Below are 17,180 nucleotides of genomic sequence, written 5' to 3'. Positions count from 1 at the left end.
CCATGGGCGTGGACGGCACTGGCGGGACGGACGGCACACGCCACAGCTCTTTCGTGGTGGCACACCGTGGCGCATCGGCCGAGCGGCCCGAGCACACGCTGGCGGCCTACGAACTGGCGCTGAGCCAGGGCGCCGACGGCCTCGAATGCGATGTCCGGCTGACCCGCGACGGACATCTGGTGTGTGTCCACGACCGCAAGGTGGACCGCACGTCCAACGGCACCGGGCTGGTCAGTGAGATGAGCCTCGCGCAGCTGCGCGAATTGGATTACGGCGCATGGCATCCCAGCCGGGCCGACGGCGGCCAGAGTTCGGCCGGCCTGCTCACCCTCGACGACCTGATCCGGCTGGCGCTGGACTGGGGCCGGCCGGTGAAGCTGTTCATCGAGACCAAGCACCCCGTGCGGTACGGCGCGCTCGTCGAGAGCAAGGTGCTCGCGCTGCTGCACCGGTACGGCATCGCGGCGCCGGCCTCCGCCGACCTCGCCCGCGCCGTGGTGATGTCGTTCTCGGCGGCGGCGGTGTGGCGGATTCGCCGGGCCGCACCGATGCTGCCGACCGTGCTGCTCGGCGAGACGTCGCGATACCTGGGCGGCAGCGCGGCGACGACGGTCGGTGCGACGGCAGTGGGCCCGTCGATCACCACGCTGCGTGAGCATCCCGAACTGGTCGACCATGCCGCCGCGCATGGGCGTGCGCTGTACTGCTGGACCGTCGACCATTACGAGGACGTGCGCTACTGCGCGGATCTCGGTGTCGGCTGGGTCGCCACCAATCACCCGGGCCGAACCAAGGACTGGTTGCAGAACGGGTTGACGGGCGCGGGCCGGGACACCGGCCAGGACGCCGGGCAGGACGCCTAGGCCTGACCGCCTAGAGGTTGCCGCCGGCGGCCGCGGGCGCGGTCGGGTCGGCAGCACCGGTGCCCGCCAGTTCGCGGGCGACGAAATCCTCGAGATTGAACAGGTTTTCGCCGGCGCGGTCGGCGATCTTCACCAGCGTGGTGATGGTCGCGACCTCTTCGACCTGCTCCTTGAGGAACCACTGCATGAACTGCTCGCCGAGGTAGTCGCCCTCTTCGCGGGCCACGCTGGCCAGCCGGCTGATCTGCTCGGTGACGACGCGTTCCTGGGTGAGTGCGAGCTTGAGCGCATCGGTCGGCGAGGCGAAGGTGTTGCGCACCGGGTCCACGCCCGGGATCTCGACGTCGATGTCGCGATCGAGCAGGTACTTCACCAGCATCATGGCGTGATTGCGTTCTTCGACGGCCTGCGCATAGAAGTGCTTGGCGAGCTGGGGGAGGTCTTCGCCATCGAAGTACACGGCCACCGCAATGTATTGCTGAGACGCGCCGAATTCGCTTCGAATCTGTTCCTGGAGCAGTTGGTGGAATTTCGTTTCGAGGCGTGTCGCGTCGGTCATGAAAGTGAAGATAGTGCAGGTCAAATGGCCTTGTCATGCAAGGTCAACCTAATTCAGGAAAGCATATCCTTACCCGGTGTGACGTATGCAATATCCATTAATTCGAATTGCTGAATGCGAATAGGTAAGGCTTGGCTGACGTGATGGGGAATTCGCCCGGAATTACGCCGGGTGCAGCCAGCCCAAATGGCGGGCGGCCAACGCGTAGCCCACGAACGCCACCGCATCGATCACGCCGTGCCCGATGATCAACGGCCACAACCGGCCGGTGCGCCGCCAGGTGTACCCGAACACCAGACCCATCGCGATGTTGCCGAGTCCGGCGCCGAAACCCTGATACAGGTGGTAGGCGCCGCGCAGCAGAGCCGACAGGACGAGGGACTTGGTCGCCGAGACGTCCAACTGGCGCAGCCGGGTCAGCAGGAACCCGACGACGATGATCTCTTCGGCCCAGGCGTTCGCGAACGCCATCAGCAGCAGCACCGGAATCCGCCACCAGGTGTCGCCGAGCGTGCTCGGCACGACATCCACGCCGATGCCCAGCGCCCGGCCGGCCACGTACAGCCCGAGTCCGGGCAGACCGATCAGCGCGGCCAGGCCCAGACCGCCCAGCAGATCGGGGCGCCAGCGGAAGCGGCCCAGACCGATCGCCGCGGGCCGGAAGCCGCTGCGCCACAACAGGTACAGCGCCAGGAAGCCCCAGCCGACCAGGGTGATGACGGGACTGAGGTTGAGCAGGAAGTCGATGAAGTCGATCGGGGAGCGACGGCGGTTGAGCGCGACCTTCTGCCCCGACAAGCCGAGGATGACGGCCTCGGCCAGGCTGACCACGGCCGTGTAGGCCGACAGGCCGAACGTCACGGCCAGCACCACGGCGATCTCGAGGCGCAGCGCGCGACGTTCGGTGTGTTCCTGCTGCGGCCCGGTCATCGCAGCTACGGTAACCGGCGCTTGTCTAATGCTCGGCGCGCAAGCGGCTCATCGTCCTGATGCTCTTCGCGCAAGCGGCTAATCGACGCCCTCAGATCTTGCGCGCGCGGAGCCCGTTGAGGAACGGGCAGCCCATCAGGGTGCGGATGGCTCGGCTCAGGCCGGTGACGTCGTCGACGGGCTTGGTGAACGGCAGCCGGACGTCATGGTCGCCGTCTTCGCGTTCGATGCGCAGCTGGACGCCGTAGCGGTCCAGACCCAGCGGGCGCACGTGGCCGTGGCGCAGCGTCACCGGCAGCCGGCTGGCGAGCCGGTCGACCATGTCGCGGTGCGCGCTCTCCATGTGCTGCACCCAGTGCGACTCCATGGCGCAGAACGGGTCGGGGCGGGCTTCCAGGAGCGCGCCGACGGGCACCGACTCGGCGCCGGTGGCGTCGGCCACCACGACGGACTCGATCTCGAGGCGGACCAGCGTGTAGGGCGTGTCGGTGTCACCGGCCCCGGAGCCGGTGTTGACCTGCAGCAATGCCGGGTGCGGGTGCTCGGAGGCGATCAGGTCGAGCATGGCCGGGACGCGGGCGGACGGCACATCGTGGAGACGTCCGCGAAACCAGACGAGGGAGCGGACCCGTTCGCGCAGCGGCAGGGCAGCGAGGTCGGTCAGCTCCAGCATGGCGGCGACGCCAACGGCCCCGGCGGCCGTGACGGTGGCGGCGAGCAGGCCCGCGGCCGGCACGGTCAGGGCGACGGAGCCGTCGGCCAGCAGGTGATGCACGGGCGTGGTCGTCGGTGTGACGCCGTCGGCGGCCAGGGTCGCGTCGGCGGCCCGGGCGCACGCGCTGCGGACACGTTCGGCCGTGGTCGGTGCTGCGATTGTCGTCGTGAGGTCGCGCATGTCCCGCCTTCGCTGGTAAGTGAGGTAAGCCTAAGTTAACTATCGCGGGGTGTTGGCGCAAGGCCTATCGAAAGGCCCGCGTCGCGGGCGTCGGCCGACCGGCAGCCAGTAGGGTTGCGGCGTGGCACGCATCGCCTATCTCGGGCCGCAAGGCACCTTCACTGAAGCGGCCATGTTGCAGTTGGTCGCCGGCGACCCGGATTTCGAACCGGTCGCCTGTGACAGCTCGAGCGCGGCCGTGGAGGCCGTCCGGGCGGGGGACGCCGACTACGCGTGCGTGCCGATCGAGAACTCCATCGAGGGCTCGGTGCTGCCGACCATGGACAGCCTGTCGTCGGGCAGCGGAGTGCAGATTTTCGCCGAGCACACGCTCGACGTCGCGTTCAGCATCGTCGTCCGGCCGGGGGTCACCGCCGCTGCGGTGTCGACCATCGCGGCGTTCCCGGTGGCCGCGGCCCAGGTGCGCCGCTGGCTGGCAGACCGGCTGCCGCACGCCACCCTGGTGCCCGCGATCTCCAATGCCGGTGCGGCGCAGCAGGTTTCCGAAGGTCTGGTGGACGCCGGTGTCAGTACCGCGCTCGCGGCCGCGCGGTGGGAACTGGACTCGCTGGCCGACGGTGTGGTCGACGAGCCCAACGCCAGAACGCGCTTCGTGCTCGTCGGCCGTCCGGGTCCGCCGCCGCCGCGCACCGGCGCCGACCGGACATCCGTCGTGCTGCGGTTGCGCAACGAACCGGGTGCCCTGGTCTCCGCGATGACGGAGTTCTCGATCCGGGACATCGATCTGACGCGCATCGAATCTCGGCCCACCAGAACGGAATTGGGCACGTATATCTTTTTCCTGGATTGTGTCGGACATATCGACGACGCGCCGGTCGCCGAGGCGCTCAAGGCGCTGCACCGCCGGGTGGCCGACGTGCGGTACCTGGGGTCGTGGCCGACCGGAGTGGCTGCCGGCGCGGCGCCGCCGGTCACCGATGAGGCAGCGCAGTGGTTGGCGGGGTTGAGAGAGGGGCAACGCGGATGAGTGGCCGTTTGGTTCTGGTGCGGCACGGGCAGTCGGAGGCGAACGTCGCCAAGCGGCTGGACACCCGGCCGCCGGGAGCGGCGCTGACCCAACTCGGCCGGCAGCAGGCTCGCGATTTCGGGATCGACTGGGCGCACCCCGTCGGCCTCGTCGTGCATTCGGTCGCGGCTCGCGCCCAGCAGACCGCCGCCGAGATCGCAGACGGGCTGGGCCTCGATCCGGTCGAGGCGCACGGGATCCACGAGGTGCAGGTCGGTGATCTGGAAGACCGCAGTGACGCGGCCGCCATCGAGCAGTTCGACGCCATCTACGAGGACTGGCAGCGCGGCAAGCTGGATGTCGCCATGCCGGGTGGCGAGACCGGCCGCGAGGTGCTGGATCGGTACGTGCCGGTGCTGACGAACCTGCGCGTGCGCAGCCTCGACGATCACGACTGGGTCGGGGACATCGTGGTGGTGAGCCATGGTGCCGCGATCCGGCTGGTGGCCGCCCACTTGGCCGGTGTGGACGCCGATTTCGCGTTGGAGCATCACCTGCTCAACGCCGAATGCGTGGTGCTCAGCCCGATCACCGACGGCCGGTGGAGCTGCGTGCAGTGGGGTGCGAAGACGCCGCCGTTCTACCCGGGGCACGACCCCGAAGCGCCGCCGGCGCCCGACCCGATGGCCTGACTATCCGGTGGCGCGCAGACCCATCGCGGGTTCTGCGCAGCCACACCCGACCACGTCGCAGTCGATGCGCAGGGTGTGCTCGGATTCGGGTAGCGCGCACATCTCGTCGGTACATTCGGCCGGCAGGCCCACGTGCACGATGACCGTGCCGTGGCAGTGCGCCAGCCCATCCACGCAATTGCGGCAGGTGGTGCTCATGACCTCTGTTGTAGCACCGCGGTCCGACAAAACCGCGGTGCCGCGCGGCTCAGCCCCAGCCCAACTCGTGCAGCCGCTCGTCGTCGATGCCGAAGTGGTGGGCGATCTCGTGGATCACCGTGATGGCCACCTCGTCGACGACCTCCTCCTCGGAGTCGCACATGTCGAGCAGGGCGTCGCGGTAGATCGTGATGGTGTCGGGCAGCGCGCCGGCATAGAAGGAATCGCGTTCGGTGAGCGCGACGCCCTCGTACAGGCCCAGGATGCCGGGATCGTCGGGGTTCCGCGGCTGCACCAGCACCACGACGTTGTCGAGCGCCGCGGCGAGCCGGGGCGGGATCAGGTCGAGCGCGTCGGACACCAGCTCCTCGAACCGCTGCTGCCCCATACGGACAGGCATGGCTACGGCGCGGGCGCGGGCACCACCGGTCCGGGGGGTGCGCCCCCACCCACGGGTCCGGCCGGCGCCGGTGCGGGTGCCTCCTCGAGCGGCGGTCCGTCCAGCGGCGCGCCGAATCCGGGCGGCGGCGCCGGCGCGGGCGGCGGGCCGTTGAGGAATGTGTTGCCCTGCTGCTGCTGAGGGCCGCCGGGGGTGGTGTTGCCGTGCTGGTTGGAGGTGTCGGTCTGGCCGGGCATGTGCTGGTTGCCCTGCGGCGACTGCGACGTCTGCTGGTCGCGCTGGTTCTGGCTCGACTGGCTGGAGGAGCCGGACTGCGAACCCTGCGACGAGGACGACGACGAGGACGACGACGAGCTCTGCGACGACGTGTCCACCGGCGGCTCGACGACCGGGATCGGCGGGAGGTTCAGCCGTTCCTCCGGGATGGCCGGCGGTGCGACGGGCGACTGCCCGTTGATCAGCAGCGGTCCCTTGGCGCTGTTGACCAGCGTCGACCAGCCGCCGTTTCCGAGCGACGAACCGATGCTGCAGGACACCTGCCGGCTGCCGGCGGTCCAGCTGGGCAGCGCGATGGAACTGTAGATCAGCGTCAGTGTGGTGGCACGCAGCTGCACCGGGGCCAGGTACTCGTCGGTGGCCTTGGTGCAGTTGTCCTTGATGTACGCCAGCTGGTCGGGTTCGGCCGGCATGACGTCGTGGTACTTGTCGGCCAGGTTGACCGCGCCGGTGACCTCCATGGCGTGCGGCGCCGAGCAGTCGACCGGAATGTCGATGGGCTGGTTGGTCGCCGGGTCGATGCCGAGGCAGGTGCCGGCCGGCCACACCTTGGACTGGTCGACGTCCGCGACCTTGCCCTTGTAGGCCAGCTGCTGGCTGTTCGGGCCGAGCAGCTGCAGGCCGCACAGCATGCGGCGCTGGCCCTTGGATTTCCAGGCCTTGTCGCCGGACCAGACCAGGCTGACCGCGAACTTGCCGTTGGGGTCGTAGCGCGGGCCGAGGTAGTCGCGCGCCGCGTTCTGGCACTGCTCCTGGCTGATCTGTTTGATCCGGGCGTCGGACGGCGGCGCGGCATCGGGGCCGTATTCACTGCCCGGGAACGTCCGCATGTCCAGGGACTCGGCGACCTCGAAGCGGTGTTCGTTCTTGCAGTCGACGATCTCGACGGCGTCGGGCGAGCGATCCGGCCAGTTCAAGCACTCACCGGGCTTGGCGTGGTCGAGGGTGTCACTGACACGGCCGGCGTTGACGCGGCCCGTGTTGAAGCCGAGTCCGGTCGGACCGAGCGAGCCGTCCGGCATGACGGTGAGGACACCGGCGATGAGCAGTCCGCCGAGCGCGGTGAGGACGAGCGCGCGCTGCGTCCCGGTGGCATGCATGCCATGCATGCGCTGCCGCCAGGTGGTCGTCGTCTTCGGCGCGTCTGGGGGCGTGTCCAGGCCCTGTTCGACTGCCGGGGGTGCGTCCAACATCGGTTCCATTGTGACAGCCGCCGTAGGACGTGTGACAAGAGTTGCAGTTGTACTGTTATGTGGTTGTGCCCGGGCCCCGCTAGAGGCCCTCGACATTCCACGGCCGCGGCGACAAAAGTAGTCTGACGCCCGTGATCGACCTCAAGTTGCTCCGCGAAGATCCGGACCGGGTACGGGCATCGCAACGGTCCCGTGGCGAAGACCCCGGCCTCGTGGATGCGCTGCTCGACGCTGACGCGGCCCGGCGCGCCGCCATCGCCGAGGCAGACACCGCACGCGCCAACCAGAAGGCGGCGAGCAAGCTCGTCGGCGCGGCCTCGCCGGAAGAGCGGCCCGCGCTGCTGGAGAAGGCCAAGGAACTGTCCGCGGCGATCAAGGACATCGAGGCCCGACAGGTCGCGGCCGAAGAGGCGTTCACCGCCGCACACCTGGCGATCGGCAACGTCATCATCGACGGCGTGCCCGCGGGCGGCGAGAGCGACTTCGAGGTGCTGGATGTCGTCGGTACGCCGACGGAGATCGAGAACCCCAAGGACCACCTCGAACTGGGCGAGGCCCTCGGCCTGCTGGACATGGAGCGCGGCGCCAAGGTGTCGGGCTCGCGGTTCTACTTCCTCACCGGCCAGGGCGCCCTGCTGCAGCTCGGTCTGCTGCAGCTGGCCGTCCGGCTGGCCACCGAGAACGGGTTCACCCTGATGATCCCGCCGGTGCTGGTGCGGCCGGAAGTCATGCGCGGCACCGGATTCCTCGGCGCCCACGCCGACGAGATCTACCGTCTCGAGGCCGACGACCTGTACCTCGTCGGCACCTCGGAGGTGCCGCTGGCCGGCTACCACTCCGACGAAATCCTGGACCTGTCCGAGGGTCCGCTGCGGTACGCCGGCTGGTCGTCGTGCTTCCGCCGCGAGGCCGGCAGCTACGGCAAGGACACCCGCGGCATCATCCGCGTGCACCAGTTCGACAAGGTCGAGGCCTTCATCTACTGCAAGCCCGAGGACGCCGAGGCCGAGCACCAGAAGCTGCTCGCCTGGCAGCGCCAGATGCTCGCCATGATCGAGGTGCCCTACCGTGTGATCGACGTCGCCGCAGGCGATCTCGGTTCGTCGGCGGCCCGCAAGTACGACTGCGAGGCCTGGGTGCCGACGCAGCAGGCCTACCGCGAGCTGACGTCGACCTCGAACTGCACCACATTCCAGGCCCGGCGCCTGTCCACGCGTTACCGCGACGAGAACGGCAAGCCGCAGACGGCGGCGACCCTCAACGGCACGCTCGCCACGACGCGCTGGCTGGTCGCGATCCTGGAGAACCACCAGCAGCCCGACGGCAGTGTCCGGGTGCCCGAGGCGTTGGTGCCGTACGTCGGCACCTCGGTGTTACAGCCCAAGTAGAAGAAACCACGTCGGCGGGGGCATGACGGTGGCACAACCGGTGCGGGTGACGGTGCTCGGCCCGGTACGGGCCTGGGTCGGTACCGATCCGGTGGACCTGGGCGCGCGCATGCAGCGGGCGCTGCTCGCCCGGCTGGTGGCGGCCCGCGGGCACACGGTGTCCGTCGACCGGCTCATCCACGACCTGTGGGAAGGCGAACCGCCGCCCAAGGCACTGTCGGCGCTGCAGGTCTACGTCTCGCATCTGCGCCGCGTCCTGGAGCCTGATCGCCAGCGCCGGGCACCGGCCCGCATCCTCGTCAGCGCCGCGCCCGGATACTGCCTGCGGCTGCCGGACGACGCCGTCGACGCCTGGTACTTCGAAGCGAAAGTGACTGCGGCGCAAGATGAATCAGACCCACGGCGGCGCGCCCAGCTGCTCGACGAGGCGCTGGCGGGCTGGGCCGGTGAGCCGTTCGCGGGGGCCGGTGACGCCTTGTGGGCGGTGCCGGAGGTGGCACGGCTGACCGAACTCCGGTCGGCCGCGGTGGAAAGCCATGCCGCCGCGCATGTCGAGCTCGGTCGGTACGGCACCGCGGTCGCGGCGCTGGAAGGACACGTCGCCGCGCATCCGGGACGCGAAGGCGCGGCCGCAGTCCTGGCGACCGCCCTGTACCGCACCGGTCGGCAGGCCGACGCGCTCGAGGTACTGCGGCGCACCCGCGAGCACCTGATCGACGAGCTGGGCCTGGAGCCCGGCCGCGCGCTGCGCGATCTCGAGCGCGACATCCTGCGGCAGGCCGACCATCTGGAACCGTCGCGGCCCGCGCCGGTCCGGGCGACGGCGCCGGAGGTCCCGGACGCGGCGCCGCGCGAACCGGCGGGCCTCGTCGCGTACGGCCGGGCCGAGGAGCTCGCAGCCATCGACGCCGCGGCACGCAGCGTCGCCGCCGGTGTCAGTGCGGTGCTGTGGATCGGCGGCGAGGCGGGCTCCGGCAAGACCACGCTGGCCGCGGCCGCCGCGGCCCGGTTGCGCGCGGCAGGCTGGCGGACCGTGCACGGCCGGTGCCAGGAGGTCCACGGCGCGCCCGCGGGCTGGGCGTGGACCGAGGTGCTCCGGGAGCTGGGCGATGCGACGGATCAGGACCGGCAGGCGCTGGCCCCGCTGCTGCACGACCGCGCCGCGGCCGAGCAGGGCACGTTCTGGCTCGGGCAGGCGGTCGCCGACGCTCTGAGCGCCGTCGCCGAGCAGCAGCCGCTGGCCGTCGTCCTCGACGACCTGCACCGCACCGACGGCCTGACGCTGGAGCTGCTGCGGCTCGTCGCCGACCGCACCCAGGACCGTCGCGTCCTGGTCATCGCGACGTACCGCCCGTCGGAGGATCGCGGCGAACTCGAGGTGGCGCGGGCGGCGCTGACGGTGCACACGTCGGCGCACCTGATTCTCGGCGGGCTGGACGCCGCGGCCACGGCCGCCGTCGCCGCCGACTGCGGACTGACGACCAGTGGCGAGGCGCTGCGCCTGCTGCGCGAACGCACCGGCGGCAACCCGCTGTTCGTGCGGGAACTGGCCCGGCTGATGGCCGCCGAGGGGCCCGACGCGGTGTGGGCGTCGGTGCCGGTCGGCGTGCGCGATGTGCTGCGGCGCCGGCTGGCCCGGCTGCCCGGCCCGACGGTCACCGCGCTGCGTCAAGCGGCCGTGCTGGGCCGCGACATCGATGTCGACCTGCTGGCCGAACTGGGCCGCAGTGACCCCGACGATCTGCTCGACGCGCTGGAACCGGCCGTGCTGCTGGGCCTGCTCGACGAACCGACGCCCGGCCGGCTGCAGTTCGCGCACGGGCTGGTCCGCGACACCCTGTATGAGGACACCTCGAAACTGCGGCGGTCGCGGTTGCATGCCGCGGCGCTCGAGCTGCTGCGCGCGCCTGGTCGCTCGGTCGATCCGGCCGCGCTGGCCCACCACGCCGTCGCGTCTGCGACCGCGGAAACCGCTTCGGCGGCAGCCGATTTCGCCACCGCCGCTGCTCGGGACGCGGGTTCGGTCGGGGCGCATGCCGAAGCCGCCCGGCAGTGGCGCGCCGCGGTCCAGATGCTCGAACTGGCCGCCAGCCGGCAGCTGGCGCCGAGCGTGGCGATGCTGGACCAGGACATCGAGGTCCGCTGCGGCCTGATCGCCGCGCTAGCGCAGTCCGGCGACGCCGTCACGGCGCGCAGTGAGATGAAATGTGCGCTGCAGCTGGTCTCGGGCCGGTCGCGTGACGATCTGGTGGTGCGCATCCTCACGGCGTGGGACACCCCGCTGGTGTGGCGCGACCGCGAGTACGACGAATCCGACGGTCAGATGATCGGGCTGCTGCGGCACGTGCTGGCCGGCGACGTCTCTGCGGCGGACCGCATCCGGCTGCTCAAGGCGCTTTATGTCGAGCTGGAGGGCAACGACCCGGAGGGTGCGCTGGCCGCCAGCACCGAGATGCTCGCGCTGGCGCGGCAGGTGTACGCCGACGATCCCGGAGCGGGCCGCCTGCTGTGCACCGCGCTCAACGTGCACGCCTTCTGCGCCCTCGGCCCCGACCTGGACGGCGAGCGCGACGTGCTCGCCGCCGAACTGCTGCAGACCGCGGAGGCCGCCGAGCAGGCCGACTACCAGGCGGTGGCGCACTGGCTGCTGTCGCTGGCCGCCGGCAACCGGTCCGACCTGGCGACGGCGAAGCGTCACGTCGACCTCGCGGTGGCGCGCGCGAGCACCGGCCAGCTGGTCCATCTGCTCGGCGTGCTGGGGCTGTTCCAGGCCCGGATGTACCTGCTCGCCGGCCGGTTGGAGGAGGCGGTGAGCGCCTACACCGACCTGGCCGCGCGGATGGCCGAAAACGGCGCTGCCAACGGCGCCAAGCTGGCGATGGTCGGCCGGGTGACTGGGGAGTTCTGTCTCGGCGACCTGGGCACCCTGGCCGACGAGCTGGTGTTCTTCTACCGCGAGATTTCGGTCGCCGCGTTGGACGCGGCGGTGCTGGCGCTGGTCGCGCGGGGCCGCGAGGCCGAGGCCCGGGCGCTGTGGCCGGACCGCAAACCGATCGAGCGGGCCTATTTCTGGGTGCCGTTCACCGTGCTGCGCGTCAATGCCGCGGTCGCAATGGGTGACCTCGACGAGGTGCGGGCCCGGGCCGCCGAACTCGAGCGCTACTCCGGCAGCATCGCCGGGCTCGGAGTCGACGGGCTCATGGTCGGGCCCGTCGACGACGCGCTGGCCGCGGCCGCCGATGCGCTGGGCCGGCCCGACGAGGCCCGCGCCTACCGCAAGGCCGCCGACGCGCTGCGGTCCCGGCTCGCCGCCGAGGCGTTGAGTTTCATCGACTAGCCGGCCAGGGCCTCGTACCGGCTCTCCGCGAGGTCGCCGAAGACGGTGCGCACGACGCGCCGGTGCCGGAACATCAGGACCGCCAGAAACGCCCGCAACCCGATGCTCAACTTGCCCGCCATCGAGGCGCGCTCGTCGTCGGTCATCACGGCCAGTGAACGCGGGCCGTCGAACGACATCCGGCTGCCGGCGCGGGCGGCTGCCTCCACGTCCTCCCAGTCGTCCACCGATACGTGCTCGGTGATCAGCGGGAACAGGTCGAATTCTTCGTCGTTGATGTGTTCGGTCAGCAGCGCGGTGAGTTCGGCCAGTTCGAACGCCATGAGGAACGCGACCTTGCGGTCACCGTTGGACAGCCGGAACGCCGCGGCGCGCGCCCGCAGCTGATCGAGGCGCGGGTCCAGCGCGGCGTGGTCGTCGGTGAGTTCGCTCAGGTCGAGGTGAGCGCCGACGCTGGCCTGGATCACTGGCCACAGCACCGTGTCCTCGGTGCTGTGGTGGTGATGGATCGAGTCGCACAGCATCTCGATGTACTGCGAGATGGCGCGGGCCCGGGCGGGCGTGCAGATGACGTCGCGGTCGCGCACGGCCTTGGCCAGCTCGGTGAGCCGGACCAGGTCGACGAGCATGGCGCGGTGCGCCAGCCTGATGCCCAGCAGGTCGGGCTTGGGCTCGCCGGCCTGGCGGGGTGCGACGCTGACGGCGGGGACGGAGGTGGGCACAGCAGACTCCTCGTGATCGGTTGCGCACAGCGTGGTGCCCGTGACTTAAGCGCGACTTGGTTGTGGCTTGTCGGTGCTGGTCACGGCCGCAGTAGGGTGGCAGCCATGATCGATCTCGACCTGGACGACATGCGTGGCTGGTTCGGCTTCGGGGTGGCGGGCAATTTCGCCGGGCACCTCGAACAGGCCGGGGAGGCAGTCGATTTCGTCAATGTCCGGTCCGAGGGCGGGGCACCCAAGGGCATTTTTCCGTGGTACGCGCCGGGCAGCGACACGTTCCTCGGCGAGTTCCCGCTGTCCACCGACGCGGTGCAGCTGCCGGTCAGTGACACCCCGCTGAACCTGCAGATCGAGCCCGAGGTCGGGCTGGCGTGCGAGGTGTCGTGGTCGGGCGACCGGGTGGTCGGGCTGCGGCCGTTCGCGCTGGGCGCGTTCAACGACTGCTCCATTCGCCGGCCCAACGCGCCGAAGATCAGCCACAAGAAGAACTGGGGTCCGGCGTCCAAGGGGGTGGCCCCGCAGTTCTTCGCCATCGACGACCTGAGCCCCGACGGTCCGACGTCGTCGCTGCGGCTGGCGAGCTTCCTGGACGACGGCAGCGGCGTCGAGCAGGCGTACGGCCAGGACAGCCCGCTGCTGGGCTACTCGTACTACGGGACACAGCTGCTGGACTGGATCGTGGACCGGCTGGCGAACCAGAAGGGTTCGGACGACACACCTTTGGAGGATGTCGGCGCCCTGATGGTGGCCAGCGGTCACCCAAGGAAGCTGCTCGTCGGCATCGGCGCGACGCGCTACACCGAGCTGGGCGAGTCCACCTACCTCAAGACGGGCGACCGGGCGATCGTGCGCGTGTACGACACCGCCTCGGACGACGTCTCGGAGTTGCTGCAGACGGTGCGGACCGCGAATTAGCCGGGGTCACATCGCCGGTTTCGGCGTAGCATTGGTGCACGTCGGGGCCATCGGCCGGAGGTGTCCATGATGTTCGACTCGACCCGCTCTCTCGTCCTCGCGTCCACGGTGATGCTCGCGTTGGGCTTCAGCGCTGCTGTGGCCGCCGCCGATCCACCCGCGCCGGGCACCCCGTGCGGCCAGGACAAGGTGATCACGTCCATCAACACCTGCGAGCCGCTCAACTCGTCGTGTACCGGCTACGACGGCATGCTCATCGGCCGCGTCGCTGCGGACGGGCGGTGCGTGATTCCCGGGCTCGACGGCACCAGGTGGTAGCAGCCGCCATTTGGTCACTGTCGGCGAGCGGCCTGCTCTCCCAGTAACTCGTCGAGCGTGGCCAGAAACTCTTTGGGCCGCAACGGGGTACACGCCGGCGCCGGGGTGGTGCCGACGACGTCGAGGGTCACCAGCGTCGACTTGATGGGCCGCCAGATGTCCAGCGGCAACCAGCGGCGCGGGTCGGTGCCGCCCCAGATCAGGAACCGGTCCATGATGAAGCCGAGCGACTCGGCCTTGTAGCCACGGACCGCGCTGAGTGGGATGATCTTCGACGTGCCCGACGGAAAGTGGTAGCGGCGCAACGTGATCGCCTGCCGGTCCAGGAAGATCTGGCCGTCGTCGTAATGCGCGTCCGGGCGAGCGCCGGACCGGGCGCTCGTCACCGCTTGGCGCTCCGCAACTCATGACCCTTGGAGGTCAGGCAGCGGCCGTTGTCCAGGTTCCACTGCCAGCCGTGCAGATTGCAGGTCAGTGTGTTGCCCTCGACGATCCCGAACTTCGACAGGTCGGCCTTCAGGTGCGGGCACCGGCGCTGAATTTCGTAGCCGCCCAGCTCGATGGACGCCGAGGTGTCGTGCGCCTCGGCGAACCAGCCGTCGGCGTAGGCGATGCGCTCGTCGGTCAGGCACTTGAAGAACGTGTACAGGTACTCGTTGTAGCCGCCGACCCGCCACGCCTGGAACCGGGTGGACAGGAAGATGGTGTTGACCCAGTCCGGCTCGTCGTCGCGCAGCACGGTGCGCACCAGCTCGGGTGCGATACCGAAGCCGTAGCGGAACTTCTCGTCCGGAATCGCCTCCCGCACAGCCCGTTTCGGGAAGTCCAGGACCACGGTCTGAGATTCGACCCCAGTGCCGATCCTCAATTCAACCGGATAGCCGATGCCGTCGCAGATCTGGTCGCTCTGCACCATGATCGGTTCGAACTTGGCGCGCAGTGGCTCCAGCAGCGAATCGCCGGAAGCCGGTGCCCAGGAAGCCTTTTCGGCAGCCAGCACGGGCGCCATGCGCTGCGCGTAGGCCTCGATGTAGGCGGCCTTGCCGGTGGTGAAGATCGCCTCGGCCTCGGCGTCCGGAATGGGGTGCACAAGCGAGTCGAGCGCCGACCCGGTGAACGTCGCCACGGTGCCCGGGATCATCAGCAGCCCACCGTTGTGGCCGTGGCTGCGCAGCTGGTCCAGGAACACCGCCTGGTCGGGGAAGATGTTGGCCGGATCGTCGTGATCGTCGTTCAGCCAACGCAATTCGGGATCCAGGAAGCATGGCGGCCCGGCCGACGGCACCACCCAGGTGGCGCCGACCTGCGCGATGTACTGGCGACAGCGGTCCATCTGGCGCTGCCGCTTCTGGGTGCCGAAGGCCTCCTTGGCCCGGGCCGGCATGTCGTAGACCATGGGGTACCAGATGGCGCCCGAGTACTGCAGCATGTGCACGTCGACGTCACCGAACTCGGTGGCCACCATGTCCAGATCGATCGGGCGGGCGTCGTTCATGTTGAACGCGACGGTCTCGCCGTCGGACACCACGAGGCCCGAGTCGCCGATCGGGCCGTCGGCCGGGGCGCGCAGGGCGATGATCATGATGTCCAGATCACCCTTGGGCCCGCTGACGCGGTGCTTCACCGAATCGGTGGTCTCGAAGAATTTGTGGAAGCCCAGGGCCTCGAGCTCGCGACGCAGGTCCGGCACCGGGTAGTCGGGCAGCAGCACCGTCGCGTCCTTGTTGACGTGCGCGCGCAGGTGCTCCGGGTCGAAGTGGTCCTTGTGCAGGTGGCTGACGTACAGGTAGTCGCAGTCGCCGAGCGCATCCCAGTCCAGCCGGCTGTTGTCGGGGAACGGGAACCACGACGCGAAGTAGGCAGGGTTCACCCACGGGTCGCAGAGAATGCTGCCCGCGGCGGTATCGATCCGGAATCCGGCGTGTCCAACGCTTGTGACCTGCACAAATGCCCCTTTTGGCGGTGACGAGTTCGCCAGCGAGTCTAGCTGGATTCCGGAGCGTCCCAGAGCGAGCGGTAGTAGTCGATGCGTTCGTCGTCCCGCGCCACCCCGTAGGCGTCCAGCAGGGCGGCCTCGTAGTTGCCGGGGTAGTTCCAGTCCAGGGACATGGTGGCGATCGCGAGGTCGGCCCACCGGTCGGCCACCCCGAGGTCCCCGATGTCGACGTGCCCGACGAACGCGCCGTCGTCGCTCATCAGGGTGTTCGGCGAGCACGCGTCACCGTGGCAGACCACGAGGCGGTCCGGATCGGGGACGTCGACGACCCAGGAGGGCCGCCCGAACGGGCAGTCCGCGACGGGCAGCGCGTCGTGCATGGCCCGCAGGCCGGCCCCGATCGCGCGGGCCGCGGTCTCGGGATCGTCGGACCACAGCGGGTCGACGGCGGAGCGGCCGGGCAGGCCCGCGGTGTGCAGCCAGCCCGGTCCCGCGCCGAGCACGCGCGGGACGGCTATGTACCGGACGGCCCAGCGCAGCCGGACGGCCTCGTCGGTCAGCAGCGGCGCGTGCTCGGCGGGATAGGTCTTCACGTACTCGGCGCCGGCGCCGATGGCGAACGTCACGCCGCCGAGTTCGTTCTCCCAGACCGCGGTGACGGGACGGCCGGCGGCGAGGGTGTCGACGACGTCGGGAACAGGTACGGGTCCGCTGGGGAAGGTCACCCACCCGACCTTTCCACGCACGGTACCGACGGTCCGCACTAGGCTGATCCCCGTGGAACCGGTATATGGCACCGTGATCAAGCTGGCGCGCACGGTGTGGCGGGCGCAGGGTCTGACCTTCACCGTGACGGGCGCGGAGAACCTGCCGGTCAGTGGCGGCGCGGTGGTGGCGATCAACCACACCAGCTACTTCGACTTCACGTTCGCCGGGCTGCCCGCCGTCATGCAGAAGCGCGGCCGCAAGGTGCGGTTCATGGCGAAGAAGGAAGTCTTCGACAACAAGTACGGCGGCTGGCTGATGCGCAAGATGCGCCACATCCCCGTCGACCGCGGCAGCGGCGCGGACTCCTACGCCGAGGCGGTCAAGCAGCTCAAGGCAGGCGAGCTTGTCGGCGTGTACCCCGAGGCCACCATCAGCCGCAGCTTCGAGATCAAGGCGTTCAAGTCGGGCGCGGCCCGCATGGCCATCGAGGCCGACGTGCCGATCGTCCCGCACATCATCTGGGGTGCCCAGCGGATCTGGACCAAGGGTCATCCGCGCAACATGCGCCGTCCCAAGGTGCCCATCTTCATCCACGTCGGTGAGCCCATCTACCCGACGCTGCCCGCCGCCGAGCTGACGGCGCTGCTGCACGCCCGCATGCAGCACCTGCTGTCGGAAGTCCAGGACCGCTACCCCGAACATCCCGCGGGCGAGTTCTGGGTGCCGCACCGGCTGGGCGGCGGCGCGCCGACGCTGGCCGAGGCCGACCAGATGGACCTCGACGAAGCCCGCGAGAAAGCGGCGCGTCGGGCGGCGCGGCAGGCGGAAGGGGCGCCGGAGTAGC

The 17,180-nt window shown here is 69.9% G+C and carries 18 protein-coding genes; 8 read left to right on the top strand and 10 right to left on the bottom strand.

The window, feature by feature from the left end; genetic code table 11:
• The first annotated feature begins 2 nt into the window (after window positions 1-2).
• Window positions 3-863, top strand: coding sequence for a glycerophosphodiester phosphodiesterase (locus ACJH7A_RS19790; protein ID WP_212807579.1), 861 nt, complete (start codon window positions 3-5; stop codon window positions 861-863).
• A gap of 10 nt (window positions 864-873) precedes the next feature.
• Here ACJH7A_RS19790 and ACJH7A_RS19785 read toward each other — a convergent pair whose 3' ends face one another.
• The 3 genes from ACJH7A_RS19785 to ACJH7A_RS19775 form a co-directional block, all read right to left on the bottom strand.
• Window positions 874-1,422 carry a ferritin gene (locus ACJH7A_RS19785; RefSeq protein WP_212807577.1) on the bottom strand — a complete coding sequence of 183 codons (549 nt, stop codon included), beginning with the start codon at window positions 1,420-1,422 and terminating at the stop codon, window positions 874-876.
• 162 nt (window positions 1,423-1,584) lie between these two features.
• Entirely contained in the window at window positions 1,585-2,352 is a 768-nt protein-coding gene (locus ACJH7A_RS19780) for a CPBP family intramembrane glutamic endopeptidase (protein ID WP_212807576.1), read from the bottom strand.
• Between the two features lie 91 nt (window positions 2,353-2,443).
• On the bottom strand, window positions 2,444-3,247 hold the full coding sequence (locus ACJH7A_RS19775) for a DUF2470 domain-containing protein (RefSeq protein WP_212807575.1): 804 nt from the start codon (window positions 3,245-3,247) through the stop codon (window positions 2,444-2,446).
• A gap of 121 nt (window positions 3,248-3,368) precedes the next feature.
• On the opposite strand from ACJH7A_RS19775, the gene pheA reads away from it, so the two are divergent.
• Both pheA and ACJH7A_RS19765 read left to right on the top strand, forming a co-directional pair.
• On the top strand, window positions 3,369-4,274 hold the full coding sequence (gene pheA, locus ACJH7A_RS19770; RefSeq protein WP_212807573.1) for a prephenate dehydratase: 906 nt from the start codon (window positions 3,369-3,371) through the stop codon (window positions 4,272-4,274).
• The gene (locus ACJH7A_RS19765) at window positions 4,271-4,945 is read left to right on the top strand and encodes a histidine phosphatase family protein (RefSeq protein WP_212807571.1); all 675 of its coding nucleotides are present in this window, start codon (window positions 4,271-4,273) and stop codon (window positions 4,943-4,945) included. Before pheA ends, ACJH7A_RS19765 begins: the two co-directional genes overlap by 4 nt.
• Here ACJH7A_RS19765 and ACJH7A_RS19760 read toward each other — a convergent pair whose 3' ends face one another.
• From ACJH7A_RS19760 to ACJH7A_RS19750, 3 genes are read right to left on the bottom strand one after another with little or no spacing between them, the layout of a single operon-like run.
• The gene (locus tag ACJH7A_RS19760) at window positions 4,946-5,143 is read right to left on the bottom strand and encodes a hypothetical protein (RefSeq protein WP_212807569.1); all 198 of its coding nucleotides are present in this window, start codon (window positions 5,141-5,143) and stop codon (window positions 4,946-4,948) included.
• A 49-nt stretch (window positions 5,144-5,192) separates the two neighbouring features.
• Window positions 5,193-5,543 (bottom strand): metallopeptidase family protein, encoded by a 351-nt coding sequence (locus ACJH7A_RS19755; protein WP_212807567.1) that lies wholly within the window; start codon window positions 5,541-5,543, stop codon window positions 5,193-5,195.
• A 2-nt stretch (window positions 5,544-5,545) separates the two neighbouring features.
• On the bottom strand, window positions 5,546-7,021 hold the full coding sequence (locus ACJH7A_RS19750) for a septum formation family protein (RefSeq protein ID WP_212807565.1): 1,476 nt from the start codon (window positions 7,019-7,021) through the stop codon (window positions 5,546-5,548).
• Window positions 7,022-7,143: 122 nt separating this feature from the next.
• Between ACJH7A_RS19750 and serS the strand changes: the two genes are divergently transcribed.
• On the top strand, window positions 7,144-8,400 hold the full coding sequence (gene serS, locus ACJH7A_RS19745; RefSeq protein WP_212807563.1) for a serine--tRNA ligase: 1,257 nt from the start codon (window positions 7,144-7,146) through the stop codon (window positions 8,398-8,400).
• 22 nt (window positions 8,401-8,422) lie between these two features.
• Entirely contained in the window at window positions 8,423-11,737 is a 3,315-nt protein-coding gene (locus tag ACJH7A_RS19740; RefSeq protein WP_212807561.1) for a BTAD domain-containing putative transcriptional regulator, read from the top strand.
• Here ACJH7A_RS19740 and ACJH7A_RS19735 read toward each other — a convergent pair.
• A complete protein-coding gene (locus ACJH7A_RS19735) occupies window positions 11,734-12,459 on the bottom strand; it encodes a hemerythrin domain-containing protein (RefSeq protein WP_212807559.1) in 726 nt (241 codons plus the stop codon). The genes ACJH7A_RS19740 and ACJH7A_RS19735 overlap by 4 nt on opposite strands.
• 105 nt (window positions 12,460-12,564) lie before the next feature.
• On the opposite strand from ACJH7A_RS19735, the gene ACJH7A_RS19730 reads away from it, so the two are divergent.
• Together ACJH7A_RS19730 and ACJH7A_RS19725 are read left to right on the top strand one after the other, a co-directional pair.
• The gene (locus ACJH7A_RS19730; RefSeq protein WP_212807558.1) at window positions 12,565-13,374 is read left to right on the top strand and encodes a DUF5718 family protein; all 810 of its coding nucleotides are present in this window, start codon (window positions 12,565-12,567) and stop codon (window positions 13,372-13,374) included.
• 69 nt (window positions 13,375-13,443) lie between these two features.
• A complete protein-coding gene (locus ACJH7A_RS19725) occupies window positions 13,444-13,692 on the top strand; it encodes a hypothetical protein (protein ID WP_244872731.1) in 249 nt (82 codons plus the stop codon).
• 14 nt (window positions 13,693-13,706) lie between these two features.
• Here the strand turns inward: ACJH7A_RS19725 and ACJH7A_RS19720 are convergent, their stop codons facing one another.
• Genes ACJH7A_RS19720 through ACJH7A_RS19710 form a run of 3 tightly spaced genes read right to left on the bottom strand, consistent with a single transcriptional unit; the run spans window position 13,707 to window position 16,353 of the window.
• A complete protein-coding gene (locus ACJH7A_RS19720) occupies window positions 13,707-14,078 on the bottom strand; it encodes a hypothetical protein (RefSeq protein ID WP_406774510.1) in 372 nt (123 codons plus the stop codon).
• Entirely contained in the window at window positions 14,075-15,637 is a 1,563-nt protein-coding gene (locus ACJH7A_RS19715; RefSeq protein WP_212807554.1) for a Rieske 2Fe-2S domain-containing protein, read from the bottom strand. Before ACJH7A_RS19715 ends, ACJH7A_RS19720 begins: the two co-directional genes overlap by 4 nt.
• A gap of 38 nt (window positions 15,638-15,675) precedes the next feature.
• A complete protein-coding gene (locus tag ACJH7A_RS19710; RefSeq protein ID WP_212807552.1) occupies window positions 15,676-16,353 on the bottom strand; it encodes an aminoglycoside 3'-phosphotransferase in 678 nt (225 codons plus the stop codon).
• 52 nt (window positions 16,354-16,405) lie between these two features.
• Here ACJH7A_RS19710 and ACJH7A_RS19705 point away from each other — a divergent pair, with 52 nt between their 5' ends.
• Complete coding sequence (locus ACJH7A_RS19705; RefSeq protein WP_212807550.1) at window positions 16,406-17,179, top strand: 1-acyl-sn-glycerol-3-phosphate acyltransferase; 774 nt, start codon at window positions 16,406-16,408, stop codon at window positions 17,177-17,179.
• The last annotated feature ends 1 nt before the right edge of the window (window position 17,180 follow it).

It is taken from the genome of Mycobacterium sp. SMC-17 (assembly GCF_045310915.1).
Classification (GTDB): Bacteria; Actinomycetota; Actinomycetes; order Mycobacteriales; family Mycobacteriaceae; genus Mycobacterium.
This window is presented reverse-complemented; position numbering and strand designations above follow the sequence as displayed.

Excerpts from the sequence above, each read along its gene's own strand:
- ACJH7A_RS19790 (WP_212807579.1), top strand. The coding sequence starts at position 3 with ATGGGCGTGGACGGCACTGGCGGGACGGACGGCACACGCCACAGCTCT.
- ACJH7A_RS19785 (WP_212807577.1), bottom strand. The coding sequence starts at position 1,422 with ATGACCGACGCGACACGCCTCGAAACGAAATTCCACCAACTGCTCCAG.
- ACJH7A_RS19780 (WP_212807576.1), bottom strand. The coding sequence starts at position 2,352 with ATGACCGGGCCGCAGCAGGAACACACCGAACGTCGCGCGCTGCGCCTC.
- ACJH7A_RS19775 (WP_212807575.1), bottom strand. The coding sequence starts at position 3,247 with ATGCGCGACCTCACGACGACAATCGCAGCACCGACCACGGCCGAACGT.
- ACJH7A_RS19765 (WP_212807571.1), top strand. The coding sequence starts at position 4,271 with ATGAGTGGCCGTTTGGTTCTGGTGCGGCACGGGCAGTCGGAGGCGAAC.
- ACJH7A_RS19760 (WP_212807569.1), bottom strand. The coding sequence starts at position 5,143 with ATGAGCACCACCTGCCGCAATTGCGTGGATGGGCTGGCGCACTGCCAC.
- ACJH7A_RS19755 (WP_212807567.1), bottom strand. The coding sequence starts at position 5,543 with ATGCCTGTCCGTATGGGGCAGCAGCGGTTCGAGGAGCTGGTGTCCGAC.
- ACJH7A_RS19750 (WP_212807565.1), bottom strand. The coding sequence starts at position 7,021 with ATGGAACCGATGTTGGACGCACCCCCGGCAGTCGAACAGGGCCTGGAC.
- ACJH7A_RS19740 (WP_212807561.1), top strand. The coding sequence starts at position 8,423 with ATGACGGTGGCACAACCGGTGCGGGTGACGGTGCTCGGCCCGGTACGG.
- ACJH7A_RS19730 (WP_212807558.1), top strand. The coding sequence starts at position 12,565 with ATGATCGATCTCGACCTGGACGACATGCGTGGCTGGTTCGGCTTCGGG.
- ACJH7A_RS19725 (WP_244872731.1), top strand. The coding sequence starts at position 13,444 with ATGTTCGACTCGACCCGCTCTCTCGTCCTCGCGTCCACGGTGATGCTC.